The sequence below is a fragment of the Saccharibacillus qingshengii genome, from assembly GCF_013185195.1.
In the GTDB taxonomy this organism is placed as follows: Bacteria; Bacillota; Bacilli; order Paenibacillales; family Paenibacillaceae; genus Saccharibacillus; species Saccharibacillus qingshengii.
Genome location: NZ_JAAZWC010000017.1, coordinates 87,333 through 102,717 on the forward strand (window position 1 = coordinate 87,333; position 15,385 = coordinate 102,717).

General features: G+C 52.4%; 13 protein-coding genes and 1 pseudogene. 12 read left to right on the forward strand and 2 right to left on the reverse strand.

What is annotated here, in order from left to right; all coding sequences use genetic code 11:
• Positions 1-318 precede the first annotated feature (318 nt).
• Positions 319-1,443, reverse strand: a complete 1,125-nt coding sequence (locus HRQ60_RS15230) for an LCP family protein (RefSeq protein ID WP_172196859.1) — start codon at positions 1,441-1,443, stop codon at positions 319-321.
• Positions 1,444-1,705: 262 nt separating this feature from the next.
• Between HRQ60_RS15230 and HRQ60_RS15235 the strand changes: the two genes are divergently transcribed.
• From HRQ60_RS15235 to HRQ60_RS15255, 5 genes are all read left to right on the forward strand, one after another.
• Positions 1,706-2,758, forward strand: coding sequence for an ABC transporter ATP-binding protein (locus tag HRQ60_RS15235; protein WP_172196861.1), 1,053 nt, complete (start codon positions 1,706-1,708; stop codon positions 2,756-2,758).
• Entirely contained in the window at positions 2,751-3,545 is a 795-nt protein-coding gene (locus tag HRQ60_RS15240) for an ABC transporter permease (protein WP_172196863.1), read from the forward strand. The genes HRQ60_RS15235 and HRQ60_RS15240 overlap by 8 nt, the downstream gene beginning before the upstream one ends.
• Before the next feature lie 4 nt (positions 3,546-3,549).
• Positions 3,550-4,335 (forward strand): ABC transporter permease, encoded by a 786-nt coding sequence (locus tag HRQ60_RS15245; protein WP_172196865.1) that lies wholly within the window; start codon positions 3,550-3,552, stop codon positions 4,333-4,335.
• Positions 4,336-5,054: 719 nt separating this feature from the next.
• A complete protein-coding gene (gene bcp, locus HRQ60_RS15250) occupies positions 5,055-5,525 on the forward strand; it encodes a thioredoxin-dependent thiol peroxidase (RefSeq protein ID WP_172196867.1) in 471 nt (156 codons plus the stop codon).
• 430 nt (positions 5,526-5,955) lie between these two features.
• Complete coding sequence (locus tag HRQ60_RS15255; protein ID WP_172196869.1) at positions 5,956-6,192, forward strand: hypothetical protein; 237 nt, start codon at positions 5,956-5,958, stop codon at positions 6,190-6,192.
• Between the two features lie 363 nt (positions 6,193-6,555).
• Here HRQ60_RS15255 and HRQ60_RS15260 read toward each other — a convergent pair.
• Positions 6,556-7,087, reverse strand: a pseudogene (locus HRQ60_RS15260) (DedA family protein); the annotation flags it as partial.
• A 193-nt stretch (positions 7,088-7,280) separates the two neighbouring features.
• Here HRQ60_RS15260 and guaA point away from each other — a divergent pair.
• The 7 genes from guaA (at position 7,281) to HRQ60_RS15295 (ending at position 15,373) form a co-directional block, all read left to right on the forward strand.
• Positions 7,281-8,819 carry a glutamine-hydrolyzing GMP synthase gene (gene guaA, locus HRQ60_RS15265; RefSeq protein ID WP_172196873.1) on the forward strand — a complete coding sequence of 513 codons (1,539 nt, stop codon included), beginning with the start codon at positions 7,281-7,283 and terminating at the stop codon, positions 8,817-8,819.
• A gap of 209 nt (positions 8,820-9,028) precedes the next feature.
• Complete coding sequence (locus HRQ60_RS15270; protein ID WP_172196933.1) at positions 9,029-10,237, forward strand: Bcr/CflA family multidrug efflux MFS transporter; 1,209 nt, start codon at positions 9,029-9,031, stop codon at positions 10,235-10,237.
• Between the two features lie 362 nt (positions 10,238-10,599).
• The gene (locus HRQ60_RS15275) at positions 10,600-11,523 is read left to right on the forward strand and encodes a polyprenyl synthetase family protein (RefSeq protein ID WP_172196875.1); all 924 of its coding nucleotides are present in this window, start codon (positions 10,600-10,602) and stop codon (positions 11,521-11,523) included.
• Between the two features lie 662 nt (positions 11,524-12,185).
• Positions 12,186-13,532, forward strand: coding sequence for a sensor histidine kinase (locus HRQ60_RS15280; protein WP_172196877.1), 1,347 nt, complete (start codon positions 12,186-12,188; stop codon positions 13,530-13,532).
• Between the two features lies 1 nt (position 13,533).
• Entirely contained in the window at positions 13,534-14,136 is a 603-nt protein-coding gene (locus tag HRQ60_RS15285; RefSeq protein WP_172196879.1) for a response regulator transcription factor, read from the forward strand.
• A 134-nt stretch (positions 14,137-14,270) separates the two neighbouring features.
• Positions 14,271-14,447 (forward strand): hypothetical protein, encoded by a 177-nt coding sequence (locus HRQ60_RS15290; RefSeq protein ID WP_172196881.1) that lies wholly within the window; start codon positions 14,271-14,273, stop codon positions 14,445-14,447.
• A gap of 17 nt (positions 14,448-14,464) precedes the next feature.
• A complete protein-coding gene (locus HRQ60_RS15295) occupies positions 14,465-15,373 on the forward strand; it encodes a site-2 protease family protein (RefSeq protein ID WP_172196883.1) in 909 nt (302 codons plus the stop codon).
• The last annotated feature ends 12 nt before the right edge of the window (positions 15,374-15,385 follow it).

Genomic DNA, 15,385 nt, shown 5'->3' on the forward strand with positions numbered 1-15,385 from the left:
GAGAAAGTCCTATTCGTTGTAGAAGCTCGTCAGCTGCGGGAGAAATTCGTTCCGGTCGCGTGTTGAAATCGAGAAAAAGATTAAATTTCAGCGGAATTTTCCCGATTAACGGTGCAAGTTCATATCCTGATTTTGGATGAACTTGCACCACAAAGGCGAACACTATCGTTCCTTCACTGAATTTCTCCCTCCGCCTCCTCACTTTGTTTGGAATACGACTTTCTCGACACGTTGAGCGCCTTTGTCAAAAGGCGCTCTTTAAGCGTAACGAATTTTGCGGTTGACGTACAGGGACGATTTGGTTACGTTTCGGCAGATTTACTGCTGCGGACCGCCGTCTGCGACCAACGCTTCGCTGTTGGCTGCCGATGGAGTCGGCACGGCCGATACGGGAGCGCGCTCGATCTCCGCTTCGCCATCGGTTCCGTCTTCTTCCGCGGCCGGGCCGGATCCGCCGGGCGCTGCGGGCGTTTGTCCGGCTTGGGCCGAAGCGTCCAGCGTGTCCTGGATAAACTGCTTGAGCTTTTCTTCGCTGCTGACGGACAATACGGCCGCACCGTCGACTCGTTCTTCAACCAGCAGGCTGGCCGGCGGAATCTGCTCGCTGCCGCCCATTTTGCTGTCGTAGGCGACGGTTGCCAGTTTCCACATGTCGCCGACGCTCAGATTGGTATCGATGTACGGGCTGACCTGTTCGAGAATATTCGGCAGATTCATAATCGAAGTCGAGGTCTTCAGCTTGTCGGCGATCGCCTGCAGGAATTCGCGCTGGCGTCCGGTACGGCTGAAATCGGACAGCTGATCGTGACGGAAGCGGACATACTGCAGCGCCGTTGTTCCGTCGAGATGCTGCTGACCCTGTTTCAGGTCGATATCGTACAGATGCTGATCGGCCGCACTGACGTAATGCATGTCTTTTTCCACATAAAAATCGACTCCGCCTACGGCATCCACCAGTTTGATGAAGCCCTGGAAGTCGGTATATACGTAATATTGGATCGGAATGCCGAGCAGATCGGAAACGGTCTGCATGGCAGTATTGGGCCCGTGGGTAATGGCGGCGTTGATCCGCTGCTTGCCATGGTCGGGAATGTCGGTGTAGGTGTCGCGCATAATGGAGAACAGATTGATCGTTTTGTCGACGGGATCGATCGAAGCGACAATCATCGAGTCCGAACGGGGAATTTCTCCTTCATCGACGCCCCGGGCATCCACGCCCATCAGCAGAATATTGACCGGCTCGCTGCCTTCCCACTTCGGAGGATCCTGCACGGTTGTCGTCTCGGTGACGGGAAGACTGCGGAACGGCGAACTCTCGCCTACCTTTTGCAGACCCGATACCTGATTGTACAAGCTGGTGAAGTAGAAAGCCGCATAACCGCCCGCGGAGACCAAAATAATCGAAAGCACCCAGGTCAGGGTCCTCTTCTTTCTTTTCGACATTCGTTTTCTTCCTTTCGCTTTGGAGGGAGTACGCGAGAATACCGTTTGCCTTCGCGATATCCCTACATTATAATTTTTTTCGGAGCGTCAGGCAATTTGTCCGATTTTATTGTCTTCTGCGCATACGCAAAACCGCCGTCACGAAAGGCTTCCGGCGTCCTAACGCTGAATACCCCTTTCTTTTCGCGCTGAACCGTATGCAGGCGTTCCCTGTCAAAAAAGACGATCCGGACCCGATTCGGAATCAGAGAAAGGAACACATATGAACGCCATCGAAGTCGAACATCTGAACAAAACGTTCAAAGTCCAGAAGAACCGCGAAGGCCTCAAAGGCGCGCTGCAGGATCTGTTTTCCCGTCAATATAACGAGGTCGCGGCGGTCAACGATATTTCCTTCTCCATCCCCGTCGGCGAGATCTGCGGATACATCGGCGAGAACGGGGCAGGCAAGTCGACGACGATCAAGATGCTGACCGGCATTCTCGTCCCGACTTCCGGTAAGCTCAACGTAGGCGGCTACGTGCCGCATGAAGAGCGCGAGAAGTTCGTCCGCAATATCGGCGTCGTGTTCGGACAGCGCAGTCAGCTCTGGTGGGACATCGGCGTGATCGAATCGTTCGGTCTGCTGCGCAAAGTGTACGGCGTAGGCGAGAACGACTACAAAAAGCGGCTGGACGAACTCGTCCAGCGCCTCGATCTGGGCGAGCTGCTCAGCCGCCCCGTGCGCAAGCTCAGTCTCGGCCAGCGGATGCGCTGCGAGCTGGTGGCCGCGCTGCTGCACAATCCGTCGATCGTCTTCCTGGACGAGCCGACGATCGGTCTCGACATTATCGTCAAGACCGAGATTCGCGAATTCCTCAAAGACATGAACCGGCAGCACGGCACGACTATTCTGCTGACCACGCACGATCTGCAGGATATCGAAGCGCTCTGCTCGCGGGTCATCATGCTCGACGAAGGACGCATCATCTACGACGGCGGCCTCGATACGCTCAAGTCCCGCTGGGGACAGGGCACGCGCATCACGTTCCAGTTCGGCAATCACTGTCCGCTGCCGCGTCTGCAGGCGCTCACATCGGAGCTGGACGTCAGCTGGACCGCGGACAACGATCTGCACGCCGAAGTGCTGGTGCCGGGCGAGATGAGCGTATCCGATGTGCTGGCACGGGTTGTCGGCCATGCGGATATCGCCATTACGGATATCAAGATCACGGAGACGACGACCGATGAGATCGTACGCCAGATTTACCAGACCGGATCGGCGACCGTGCCGACACCGGCGGTAGCGGAAGGCGGGCCTCATTCCCATGCTTAGCGTGTATACCGACTTTATCCGGATCCGTTTTCTCACCATGCTGGCGTACCGCGTCAATTATTACTCCGGCATCCTGATCTACATGCTGAATATTGGCGTGTACTACTTCACCTGGCAGGCCATCTACGGGGACAAAGGCGAGATCGGCGGCTTCACGGCTTCCCAGATGACGACGTATATCGCGGTGTCCTGGATGGCGCGCGCGTTCTACTTCAACAACCTGGACCGCGAGATCGCGACCGATATCCGGGACGGTTCCATCGCGATACAATTCATCCGTCCCTACAACTATCTGTTCGTCAAAATGATGCAGGGCTTCGGCGAAGGTCTGTTCCGCTTCACGCTGTTCATGATTCCCGGCATGCTGCTGGCGCTGCTGCTGTTTCCGGTGAGACTGCCGACGGACCCGCTGGCGTGGATCGGTTTCCTGGTCATGCTGTTCTTCAGCTTCCTGATCAACTCGCAGCTGAACATCCTGACCGGGCTGATGGCGTTTTTCGTGGAAAACAACGAAGGGATCATGCGGATGAAACGGGTCGTCGTCGACCTGTTCTCCGGCCTCGTCATCCCGATCAGTTTGTTCCCCGGGTGGCTCAGCTCGATCATGCAGTGGCTGCCTTTCCAGGCGATCACGTATCTGCCGGGCTCGGTCTTCACGGGACGCACGACGGGCACCGGGATTCTCGAAGTGTTCGGCATTCAGCTGATCTGGTTCTTCGCTCTGCTGATCCCGATCTTCTTCACGTGGCGGGCGGCGCGCAAGCGGCTGTTCGTACAGGGGGGTTGAGCGTATGTACTATATCGGATTGGTTGTCGAATATCTCAAGAATTATATGAAAACAAGGCTGACGTACCGCGCGGATTTCTGGGTCGAAGTGGTCTCGGATCTGCTGATGCAGGCGAGCAACCTGATCTTCATCTTCGTCGTCTTCGGGCATACGAATACGCTGGGCGGCTGGAGCGAGTCGGAAGTCGTGTTCGTATACGGATTCTTCATGGTGCCGTTCGGCTTGTTCAGCTGCTTCGTCAATCTATGGAATTTCAGCGAACGTTATATTGTCAAAGGCGAGATGGACCGCATTCTGACCCGTCCCGCCCATAATCTGTTCCAGATTTTCCTGGAAAACATCGACCCGCCGGGTCTGATCGGTTCGCTGATCGGTTTGATTATCATGGTCATCAGCGGGGGCCAGCTTGGGATCGAACTGCTGTGGTGGCATATTCCGGTACTGATTCTGTTTGCGATCAGCGCCACATTGATCTATACGGGCATCTATATCACTCTGACGTCGCTGTCGTTTTACTCGGATTCGCCGACCGGCATTATCCCGCTTATGTACAATATCCAGAACTACGGCCGCTATCCGGTGACGATCTACAACCGCGCGATCCAGTTTCTATTGACCTGGATTCTGCCGTTCGCGTTTGTCGGCATCTATCCGGCGTCGTTGTTCCTCGGCAGGACGGAGATGACGCATATGGCCTGGCTGACGCCGGTCATGGCCGCGACCTTCCTGACGATCGGCCTGACAAGCTGGAACGTGGGCGTGAAAAAGTACCGCGGAGCAGGATCGTAGACGAGGGAGACGAGCAGGCGCGTAGGCGCTCCGGGAGAAGGGGGCCTTACGATCGCTGCGTCCTGCTCGGCGGTGGAAGAGAGGGAAGGGCCAAGGGCAAAGAGCAAGAAGCGTGGTGGACGTCAGCGGGCACGGATCGTGCCCTGGACGTCGATCGGTAACGAATCCTCGTATCGCTATTTGCTGATATTCCGCTTTTTTAACAACCTAACGAATCGTTACATCCTTATCGACCGTTATCGAGCCGGTTTCGATCAAATAGAGTGATGACGATTCGTTAGGGCGCCGCCCTGTGAAACTGCAGAAGCCATATGCAAGGATGGAGAAGGAGCCGGCCAATTGGACCGGCTCCCAACATGTTGAGAAAGGTCTGCTCCCGAGTGAAGCGAGGAGGCGGAGGGAGAAATTCAGTGCAGGAACGACAGTGTTCGCCTTTGTGGTGCAAGTTCATCCAAAATCAGGATATGAACTTGCACCGTTAATCGGGAAAATTCCGCTAAATTTCAATCCTTTTCCCCGATTTCAACATGCGACCGGAACGAATTTCTCCCGCAGCCGACCCGCTTCTATAACGAATAGGACTTTCTCGACAGCCAGGGAGTCGGCCGATGCGGCCGGCTTCTTTCTTGCGCGTCGGGTTGCTGGTAAAATGGGATGGAACGTAGAAGCGTCACCAGGCACAACCCCCATCTATTTACACCCAAAGGAGCGATTCACTTATGATAGAGATCGGACAAATCGTACCGGAATTCAGCCTGCCCGCCGTCGGAAGCGAAGAAATCAAGCTCAGCGATTATCGCGGCAAGAAGCTCGTGATTTACTTTTATCCCAAAGACATGACGCCGGGCTGCACGCAGCAGGCCTGCGATTTCCGAGATTCGGAAAGCTACTTTATGACCAAGAACGCGGCCGTGATCGGGATCAGCGCGGACGACGTGAAATCGCACGAGAAGTTCGGCGCCAAATACGACCTGCCTTTCCCGCTGCTGTCGGATACGGAGCACACGGTCAGCGAAGCGTTCGGTGTATGGCAGCTGAAGAAAAATTTCGGCAAAGAATATGAAGGCATCGTGCGTTCGACGTTCCTGCTGGATGAAGAAGGACGCTTGATTCGGGAATGGCGCAAAGTCAAAGTCGAAGGGCATGTGGAAGAAGTCCTGCAGGCGGTAGACGAAGCGTCGAAAGAATAGAAATATTAGAAAAAGCTCTATTATTTTTGCGTGAGTCTTAGAAACTGGCTTTTTTACCTGTTTTCTTATGTAATTCATAGTCGGTTTGCCGCATTTTCAGACGATTTGATGAAAATAGCTAAAAGCGTTTGAGAAAAATCGGAAAAACGTTTAAATTTATGTTAGGAAATGAAAAACAATTTAGTTTTCAACGTTGGAGCGCAGAACGGGAGGGAACTGACGATGAAGCCGGGCGCCAGGGGACCCGTATTCGAGACGAATACGGAAAGGCATCCAGCAAAAAAGGAACAGTCGTGCACTGCAGGTAAGCGGATGGCGGCTTGAAGCACAGGGGGTGCTTCAAGTCTGCGGATCCGTGTCGTACACAGTCCTACCGCCGGCGGGGGCCGGCGCAGGATCAGGTTATTTTTTGGGGAGAGGGGAATTTGTTATGCAAATCATTCCGGCTTGGGTGAAAGTGGATCACAATTTGTACAATGCGAAACTTCGGGGGATTTACAAAAACGTACGGGAGAACGACATTCCCGCGGCCTGTGAACAGGCCAAGCGTCTGTACATGGACCTGCTCGAAGACATGGAGATTCGGGGGATCGAATCTCCGGAACAGGCTCCCGTATCGCCGGACCGTCTGGAGCACGACTGCCAGACGGCAGGAGTCGGCATCTGAGCAGCGTCTGCCGCCGACATCAAGAAGACTCCCGGGTCGATTCGACCGGGAGTCTTCTTTTTTGCGTACGGCGGTCCGCTTAAGGCAGCTGCGACTTGGAGCGCGGCTTCAATTTCAGGACCATCTCGGCCGGGAAACGTCCCGGACGAAGCCGGACGATATGCAGACGTTTCAGCCGCAGCCGGTTATGCGCCGCCTGAAGGGAAACCCGACGTTCGGCAGCCGAAGATCGGGGCCGGGCGGACTGCTGTTCGGAGCGGCGGCCGCGCTTGAAATAGCGGGGCAGTGCGGTAAGAATCGACGCGGTCAGCGCCCGGTATTTGACGATCAGGAACACGCACAGCAGGAGAAAAGCCGCGGCGATAATCCAGACGGCATAATGCTCGGCCAATTTGAACGCGACCGACCACTGCGGCCCGAAGATTTTGCCGAGACCGAGGAAGAGCAGAGTCCAGAACAAGGCTCCGGTGTAAGCATAGAAAGCGAACTTTTTGAAAGAGATATTCAGGATGCCCGCCAGATAACCGGTAAAATGCCGGACGCCGGGAATAAAGTAACCGAAGAAGATCAGGACCGGTCCGTATTTGGAGAAGAAGGTCTGCGTCTTGATCAGTTTGCTTTCTTTGAAGAACCAGCCGCCGAAGCGGCGCAGAAACGGCAGTCCCGCTTTTTGGCCGATGAAATACGTAAGGGTCATGCCGATGGTCGTGCCCAAAAAGGCGACGAGCAGCAGCAGATCGAACCGCAAAGCTCCTTTGTAGGATAAGAAACCGGCATAAGCCATAGTCGTTTCTCCGGGAAACGGCAGGGCGATAAATTCCAGAAACAAGCCCAAAAACATGACCAGATACCCGTACTGCTCGAACAGCTGCTGAACCATTTTGAAGATTTCCATATGTCTTCGAGCTCCTTTGGACGACGAATGCTGCGGACGTTTTCCTTGATTTTACGATATTTGGGACAGAAAAATCCATCTTCGCTCCGCAAAGCCGCCGGACCGGGGCAATAAGCGGGTTCGTCGCCTTTTTTTCTTGCGGTATGTGGGGGGCATCGGTATAATTAGCGACAGTAATTAAGGGAGGCGTGACATGAATAAACCGAACGAACTCATCGTCGTACTGGACTTTGGGGGACAATACAACCAACTGATTGCCAGAAGAATTCGTGATTTGGGCGTATTTAGCGAGTTAATGCCGTACAATACCCCGGTTGAGCGTCTTCGCGAACTGAATCCGGCGGGCATCGTCTTCTCCGGAGGCCCGCTCAGCGTATATGAAGAAGGAGCCCCTCACGTCGATCCGGCTATTTACGAACTCGGCCTGCCGATCTTCGGTATCTGTTACGGCATGCAGCTGATGGCGCAGCAGCTCGGCGGCAAAGTCGAACGCGCGGGCAAACGCGAATACGGCAAAGCCGACGTTGAATTTCTGCATAACAGCGTCCTGACCAAGGGCCTCGATGCCAAGCAGACCGTCTGGATGAGCCACGGCGACCATGTCGTGACGCTGCCGGAAGGCTTCGTGCTGGAAGCGGGCACGGAATCGGCGCCAATCGCGGCGATGAGCCACAAAGAACGCAATCTGCACGCGGTGCAGTTCCACCCGGAAGTGCGCCACTCTGTCTACGGCAACGAGATGATCAAGAACTTCCTGTATGAAGTGTGCAAATGCAGCGGCGAGTGGACGATGGAGTCGTTCATCGAAGACGCGATTCAGGATATCCGCAACAAAGTCGGCGATCGCAAAGTGCTGTGCGCACTGAGCGGCGGCGTCGATTCGTCCGTCGTGGCGATGCTGATCCACCGTGCGGTCGGCGATCAGCTGACGTGCATGTTCATCGACCACGGTCTGCTGCGCAAAGGCGAAGCGGAGAGCGTCATGGAGACATTCGTCGGCAAATTCGATATCCACGTGGTCAAGATCGATGCGCAGGAACGTTTCCTGAGCAAGCTTGCGGGCGTCGAAGATCCGGAGCAGAAGCGTAAAATCATCGGCAACGAATTCATCTACTGCTTCGACGAAGAATCGGCCAAGCTCGGCGATTTCGACTTCCTGGCGCAGGGTACGCTGTACACGGATATCGTGGAGAGCGGAACGGCGACGGCGCAGACGATCAAGTCGCACCATAACGTCGGCGGCCTGCCGGCGGACATGAAGTTCAGCCTGATCGAACCGCTCAACACGCTGTTCAAAGACGAAGTCCGCAAAGTCGGCGAAGAGCTCGGCATGCCGCATGCGATCGTCTGGCGTCAGCCTTTCCCGGGTCCGGGTCTCGCGATCCGCGTGCTGGGCGAAGTGACCGAAGAGAAACTGACGATCGTTCGCGATTCGGACCTGATCCTGCGCGAAGAGATCGCCAAAGCAGGTCTCGAAAGCGAGATCTGGCAGTACTTCACGGCGCTGCCGAACATGAAGAGCGTCGGCGTTATGGGCGACGCGCGCACGTATTCGTACACGGTCGGCATCCGCGCGGTCACTTCGATCGACGGTATGACCGCCGACTGGGCGCGTATCCCGTGGGACGTCCTGGAGAAAATTTCGGTTCGCATCGTCAACGAAGTGGATAACGTCAACCGCATCGTGTACGACGTAACGTCGAAACCGCCTTCCACGATCGAGTGGGAGTAGGCATTCAACTGAATAACGTTCACAGGACTACCGGTTAAGAGGTTTTGACCGTTTCCTTGCACATCCCCGTCAAGTACAAGCTTGGCGGGGATTTTTATTATGAAAATAATAAAGTTTAAAATTAAAAATAAATACAGTTCACTTAGTAACTGACGTCCTGTATAATCTGGAATCAGACTGGATGAAGAAGGACGGAGAGTTAGATCATGATGAATAAGAGTACCAATACGAAGTGGAGCGTGATCGGCCTCGCTTTACTGCTCGGCGTCTTTTCGACGTTGGGGCCGTTTACGATCGATATGTATTTGCCCGCGTTTCCTCAAATCGCCAAAGACTTTCATACGAATGCCTCTTTGGTACAGTTCAGTTTGACGGCCTGTTTGCTCGGGCTCGGCATAGGCCAGCTTGTCACGGGGCCTTTGAGCGATGCTTACGGCAGACGCAGACCGCTGCTGATCGGCATCATTGCTTACGTCATCGTTTCGTTGGCGTGCGCGTATTCTCCCAATATCGGCACGTTGATCGTACTCCGGTTTGCCCAGGGTTTTGCGGCTTCCGCAGGAATCGTCATTTCGCGCGCGATTGCCCGCGACTTGTACAGCGGTCATGAACTGACCAAATTTTTCTCCCTGCTGCTGCTTGTCGGCAACCTGGGGCCGTTGGTCGCTCCGATTGCCGGAAGCGGAGTGCTTAAATTTACGACATGGCCGGGGGTATTTATTTCCTTGTCGATTCTGGGCGTTTTCCTGTACCTGATGACGCAGTTTCGTCTGAAGGAAAGTCATCCTCCGGAACGGCGCGTCTCGCCGAATTTCAAGTCCCAGCTTCGCAACTACGGCGTGATGCTGCGCGATAAGAAGTTTGTAGGCTACATGTTGGCGCAGGGGATTCTGACGGGAGGGGTATTCGCCTACGTGGCCGCCACGCCTTTCGTCTATCAAAATATTTACGGCGTATCGCCGACGATGTTCTCCGTATTGTTTGCATCGAACGGGATCAGCTTGATGATCGGTTCCCAAATCGTCGGGCGGATCTCGCATCGGGTTCCGGAGCAGAGGCTTATGATCATCGGCTTATGGATGGCTCTGCTGTCGAGTATCGTCGTGGTAGGGGTTACTGTGGTGGAAGGACCGCTGTTCGCTTTGGTTATTCCGTTATTCTTCTTCGTATGTTCGATCAGCATTACCTCTACGGCGGCTTTCCCGCTCGCAATGGAGAGCCAGTCCAAGAATGCAGGGAGCGCAGCGGCGCTGCTTGGTCTGGTACCGTTCGTGCTGGGAGGTCTGGTCGCACCGATCGTCGGGATTGCGGGCGAGGACACGGCCGTTCCGCTTGGTCTGACGTTGATGGGTACGAGCCTTGTTGCGATTCTGACTTACTTCATGCTTGTGAGAAAAGCGGAGCAGGCTGGAAAATAATTCAAAAAAAGGACAGCTGCGCGTTTGCGCGGCTGTCCTTTTTGGCTGCCCGGAAAGATTCCTAAGTTAAATTCAATTCAACTTTCCGGGTAAGACAGCGAATTGAACGAATTTTCTCCGCAGCGCCTGAGCTTTTCAAACGAATAGGAGTTTTGGGCAGCGCCAGGATAGCCGACTAATGAAGCGGCTGACTTTTTACGTCAAATAAATATCGTCAAAAACTTCTACGGAAAATAAGTATAACGTTTGCGGAAATCCTGAAATTTGGCTGCTCATTCGCTTTGCTCCCACAGATGAATGAAGGTACAATAAAGAAATGTAAAATAGGAAAAGAGAGTAAAAGAGAGGGGGAAGATGTAAAGGTGTCCGGAATTCATATCGAAGGCACAGTCTTGGAAGAGATTTATCTGGAAATCGAACGCAGGCCATTGTTCGAGAAATATGATCGTCAATGGGAAGAACCGATTTTACATATCCTTAAACTGAAGGAAGAGCTTGCCCGATTCAGTTGGGGCAGCTTCTATGTTCAAATTCATAAACTGGGCAGCGCTTCATATACACTCCCTTCTATAGAAATCGCTGCCGATCTGGAATTGATCGGATTCGCTTCCCGTATGCTCGACAACTTGGTGGATGAAGATAATCCGCGGATCGAGCAGCGGATTGGCCGGGCCAACACGCTGCTTCTGTTCACCGAAATCTTGATCGAATCGTTCGGGCGGCTGCAGCGCCTCCTGCCGGATGCAGGCGAAGCGATTCAACAATATCTGATGAGTGCGCTGCACGGGGAATGGATGGATATCAACCGCACGGCACTGGACGGTATGGCCGAACGCGAATACATGCAGCAGATTTTGCCCAAGACCTCCAGTATATTCAAGCTGATCGCTTTATGCGGCGATCCCGGCGGCATGAAGTTCTGGGACGAGTTTTTGGACTACGCGGGATTGGCTTTTCAGCTTTCCAACGATATGGCGGGCCTTTACGCGGAAACCAAGAGCGATTTGCGTATGCTTCGGCCTACGCTGCCCATTTTGAAAGCGGTTGATGTGGACGATGAACGGATCAAAGCGCAAAGAAGCAGGATCATTCGTGCTTATGCGACGGGCGAAGAGACGCTGGAAGCGGCCCGCTCTGCCATTGAAGAATCGGGTGCGCTGGAATACTGCTATCTGATTCGGGAACTGCATAAGGAGAAGTGCCGGGAAATGTTAAGTGAACAATTCTCGGATCGCTTGGCGCAAACAGAGGAATTGTCCAGGCTTCTGTATCTGGAGGCTTTATGATCGCAGCCAAACGAACAGGATTTATCCCGATCAACGCACTGCTGATGCTCGTCGTCATTCTGCACTTTTATCCCTTGAAAATGGGATTGTCGTCTTTTTTTACCGATACCTGCTTCGCTATTTTGCTTACGCTGCTCGGTACATTTATCTATCTATGTACAACGAAAACGATGTCCAGCTTGTTGTTCCTGCTTCTCATGTATATGTCCGCCTGGATCATGATTTTGATCAATGTTCCTTCTTATTTTTATGGGGGAATTGCAGTCATACTGATGAGTATTGCTCCCAATCTTCTGTTTGTGTTTTTCGTGTATTTTACTGAACTCCCCCGAAAAAAGGTGTATTACAGGTGGAACTTTTGGCTGTTGAACGTCGCAGCCGCGACCATGCTTGCGTTATTGAGTTTTCAAACCCTGCTTAAGTACGTCTTTTTCTTTCATGTAATATTTGGAATCGTCGCATGTGTCCGGATCTCCATGCACTATCGCACTAAACAGCGGCAGACTCTGAATCGGGAGCGTACGCTTCTAAACACGGCTATTTTTGTTTCTTTCGCGCCGTTCCTTTCAAGCTATTTGTTTTTTAGACTCTGGATTCCGGCAGAGTTTCGTTTTTTTTCAATCTATACGCTTATCGCTTTGCCGGTGGCCGTTGGTTATATTTTGATCAAACGAAGTGGGCTGCAGACCCGATATAACTATCTGCTTATTCTGCGGTTGACGTCCATTGCGTTAGCCGGAACTTTTTTGTTTGTCGGTTTTTCTTATTATGTAGTCGAATTGACGGTGTTCGATTCTTTACTGCTTCTGCTTATCGCTTCAATAACGGTATATGCCTACTTGACGGCGCAAAAAGGAATATCGAATCGGCAGCTGCAAACGGTAAGCCGTACCAAAGAAAAGCTGGAGAAAGAACGTCTGGATATCCTGCAAAAAATCACGTACGACCACTATTTGACTGCGCTCACCGGATTAATCAAGCAGTTGATCGAAAAAACGATGCCCCTGGACGGAACGCTGATTATTTGGAAAGAAGAAGAGCGCAATTATACGTTGGAACAAAGCGGCATTTTCGAAGATTTTTCGTTGGATCAACTCAACCAGGGACAGCTGCACGAGCATATTGAAAACATAACGATCGATGGCGAGCTGTATTTCGCTTTTCCGCTGCTGTACAAAAAGACGCTGAACGGATGGATGATTGTCGGTCACAAATCGTCCGGTGGCAAATTCACCGTACAGGAAGTCGAAACGCTTTCTCTGCTGGCGGACACCGTCTGCGAAATTTTTAAAACGACCGAGATTTTGCAGGAGAACCAGCGGCGTTATGTTTATCTGCCGAGTCTGCGTTACGAGGATTATCAGAACGTGAATATCACTCGCAGCACAGAGAAGATTCGCAAAGAGATGGCCCTGTATTTGCATGACGATATCCTGCAATCGATCCTGGCTGTGCGTCATATGTGCGAAGCCATAAGCGGCGTCGACCCGGAAATCCGGGCGCTTATCGTGGATACGCTCGACGAGCTGAACGGATCGATTCGCGACAAGATGTTCGATGTGTATCCGACTACGCTGCAGGATCTGGGCCTATACCAGAGCTTGGGCGTTCTCTGCCGCAAGCTGCAGGAAGAAGCGGTCGGGCAGCCCGACCTCAGAATCAGGCTGGAAGCCGAGATGGAGCTGGAAGTGGAAGAAGAGCTTGAATATACGGTTTTTCGCACGGTCAAAGAACTGCTGAAAAACGCCGTCAAACATGCCGAAGCGAACGAAATCGTGGTTTCTTTGGACATATCGGATGAAGGTGTACTGCTGGGGGATGTCGTGGACGACGGCAAAGGATTCGATATCGAACGTCAGTTGGGCGCGCCGGTAGAAGGCAACCATATCGGTCTGCTCTCCGTCAAGCAGGAGATGAACTCGCTGGGCGGGGAACTGACGATTCGCCATAACGTGGACGCCGGCATGCATATTCATTTCAAGATTCCGCTTGAGAGGATGGGGCAATAACATGCATATTATTTTGGTCGATGATCATAAACTGTTTGCCAAAAGCCTGGAGATTTCGCTGAAGGAGCGCGTAGACAAATTCGAGGTACTGACTTCGCCGGAAGGCTTGTCGAAACTGCTGGCGCAAAAGATGCCCGATGTGCTGGTGCTCGATATTCATATGGGCAGCCATAACGGACTCGAAGTGGCGCAGGAGATGCTGCAGGAATATCCGGACCTAAAGATTGTATTTCTGTCCGGCTATGACCTGCTGGAGTATCATAACCGGGCGATCGAGATCGGTGCGAAAGGATTCATCAACAAAAACATTTCCATTCACGATCTGATCGATCAGGTGGAACGCGTATGCCGGGGAGGCATGATCTTCCCGCGCAGCGCGTCCGATTCGGAAGTCGTGCCGCTGACGTCAAGAGAAAAGGAAGTGCTGCAGCTGATGGCCGAAGGACTGCGGCAGCAGGATGTGGCCGACCGACTGTTCATCAGCCGACGGACGGTCAACAACCATATCCAAACCATCAATGAGAAGTTTCAGGTGAATTCGACGGTGTCGGCGATCGTCAAAGGCATTGAACTCGGTATCATCAGCGTGAATTTTCGTACATAAATCGGTTGGTTGACGAAGCCCGTCTGAGGACGGGCTTTTTTTGTGCTGGATTTTATTCAAAATTGCACAAAATACTCGTTTTCGAATTCTAAACCTGTCGTAAACTGAGTTCAACAAAGCAAAGGAGGTCGCACATGAATAACGAACTTTGGAGTTATGTTCAGAAACTTAAAACGGGGAATTTACAGGTGGCTGACCTGAACGGATGTGTATCGACGAATACTAATTTTTTACTTAAAGAAGTCTTCAACGATAAAGACAAAAAAAGAAGCATTTGGGCAAGCATGGACGATCGATTTTTGAGTTGGTAAACATGAAGGAGACCTTTATGAAAATAAACGAAAATTTCGTTGTGGAAACGATGGGCGATAACCGTTACTTCTTCTCTAATCGGGAAAACGGAAAAGGCTATTACATAACCGGTCGGCTGGAGCTGGACGAAGCTTTGCTTCTCGAAAAGCAGCCTCCTTCACTGATCCAAATCGGTTATCTGGTCCCTTCGGATCACGAAGTCCGCAAAAGAAACCGAGTAAACGAAATCCTGAACTTCAAAAACGAAACAAATGCCGGGAAGCTGCTGGGATGGATGATCGTCGGCATTATATTATCTTTTTACAGTATGATATCGCTATTAATAAGTCATAAAGAGATATTTTCGATTCGATTGGATACGATGTCCGGGATTCAAGGCGCAGTCCTTTTTTTCCTCGGCATCCTGCTGGTCCATGAAGTCTTCCATATCATCGCGGCAAGGATGCAGCGGATCGAAGTCGTCAAAGTAGGCTTTCGGATGAAGTATTACTTTTTCCCGATCGTCTATGTGCGCATCCTCGCAACCGGCAATAACCTGAAGCGCGCGAACGTAGCGCTTGCGGGCAACCTGGCCGATGCGCTGCTGGCAAATCTGTACATGCTGTTGTTCCTGAGTTTCCAAGAGCCGGTCTATGCGATCGCATTCAGCCTGCAGCTGACGATGCTGTTCTTCAATTACAATCTGCTGCTGCCGACGGACTTTACGATTTTCTTGCTGTCGCTGATCCGCAAGCCGGACTTCCGGGCGAATGCCATTGCCTATACCAAGTTCAAGCTCAAAGTGAGCAAGTCGATCAAAGAGAGTCTCTTGAAGGCCGGTGTGTCAACGAAATTCGCTTATCTGGCTTACGGTCTTGTCTTTTACGGGTTTCTTGCGATGTTGATGATCATGTTCGCCCTGAACGTGTATCGGATTCTGGGATAAGGAGGAACGGCC

Coding starts and splice junctions, on each gene's coding strand:
- bcp (WP_172196867.1), top strand. CDS start 5,055: ATGATAGAGATCGGACAAATCGTACCGGAATTCAGCCTGCCCGCCGTC.
- HRQ60_RS15295 (WP_172196883.1), top strand. CDS start 14,465: ATGAAAATAAACGAAAATTTCGTTGTGGAAACGATGGGCGATAACCGT.
- guaA (WP_172196873.1), top strand. CDS start 7,281: ATGAATAAACCGAACGAACTCATCGTCGTACTGGACTTTGGGGGACAA.
- HRQ60_RS15245 (WP_172196865.1), top strand. CDS start 3,550: ATGTACTATATCGGATTGGTTGTCGAATATCTCAAGAATTATATGAAA.
- HRQ60_RS15240 (WP_172196863.1), top strand. CDS start 2,751: ATGCTTAGCGTGTATACCGACTTTATCCGGATCCGTTTTCTCACCATG.
- HRQ60_RS15285 (WP_172196879.1), top strand. CDS start 13,534: ATGCATATTATTTTGGTCGATGATCATAAACTGTTTGCCAAAAGCCTG.
- HRQ60_RS15270 (WP_172196933.1), top strand. CDS start 9,029: ATGAATAAGAGTACCAATACGAAGTGGAGCGTGATCGGCCTCGCTTTA.
- HRQ60_RS15230 (WP_172196859.1), bottom strand. CDS start 1,443: ATGTCGAAAAGAAAGAAGAGGACCCTGACCTGGGTGCTTTCGATTATT.
- HRQ60_RS15255 (WP_172196869.1), top strand. CDS start 5,956: ATGCAAATCATTCCGGCTTGGGTGAAAGTGGATCACAATTTGTACAAT.
- HRQ60_RS15235 (WP_172196861.1), top strand. CDS start 1,706: ATGAACGCCATCGAAGTCGAACATCTGAACAAAACGTTCAAAGTCCAG.
- HRQ60_RS15290 (WP_172196881.1), top strand. CDS start 14,271: ATGAATAACGAACTTTGGAGTTATGTTCAGAAACTTAAAACGGGGAAT.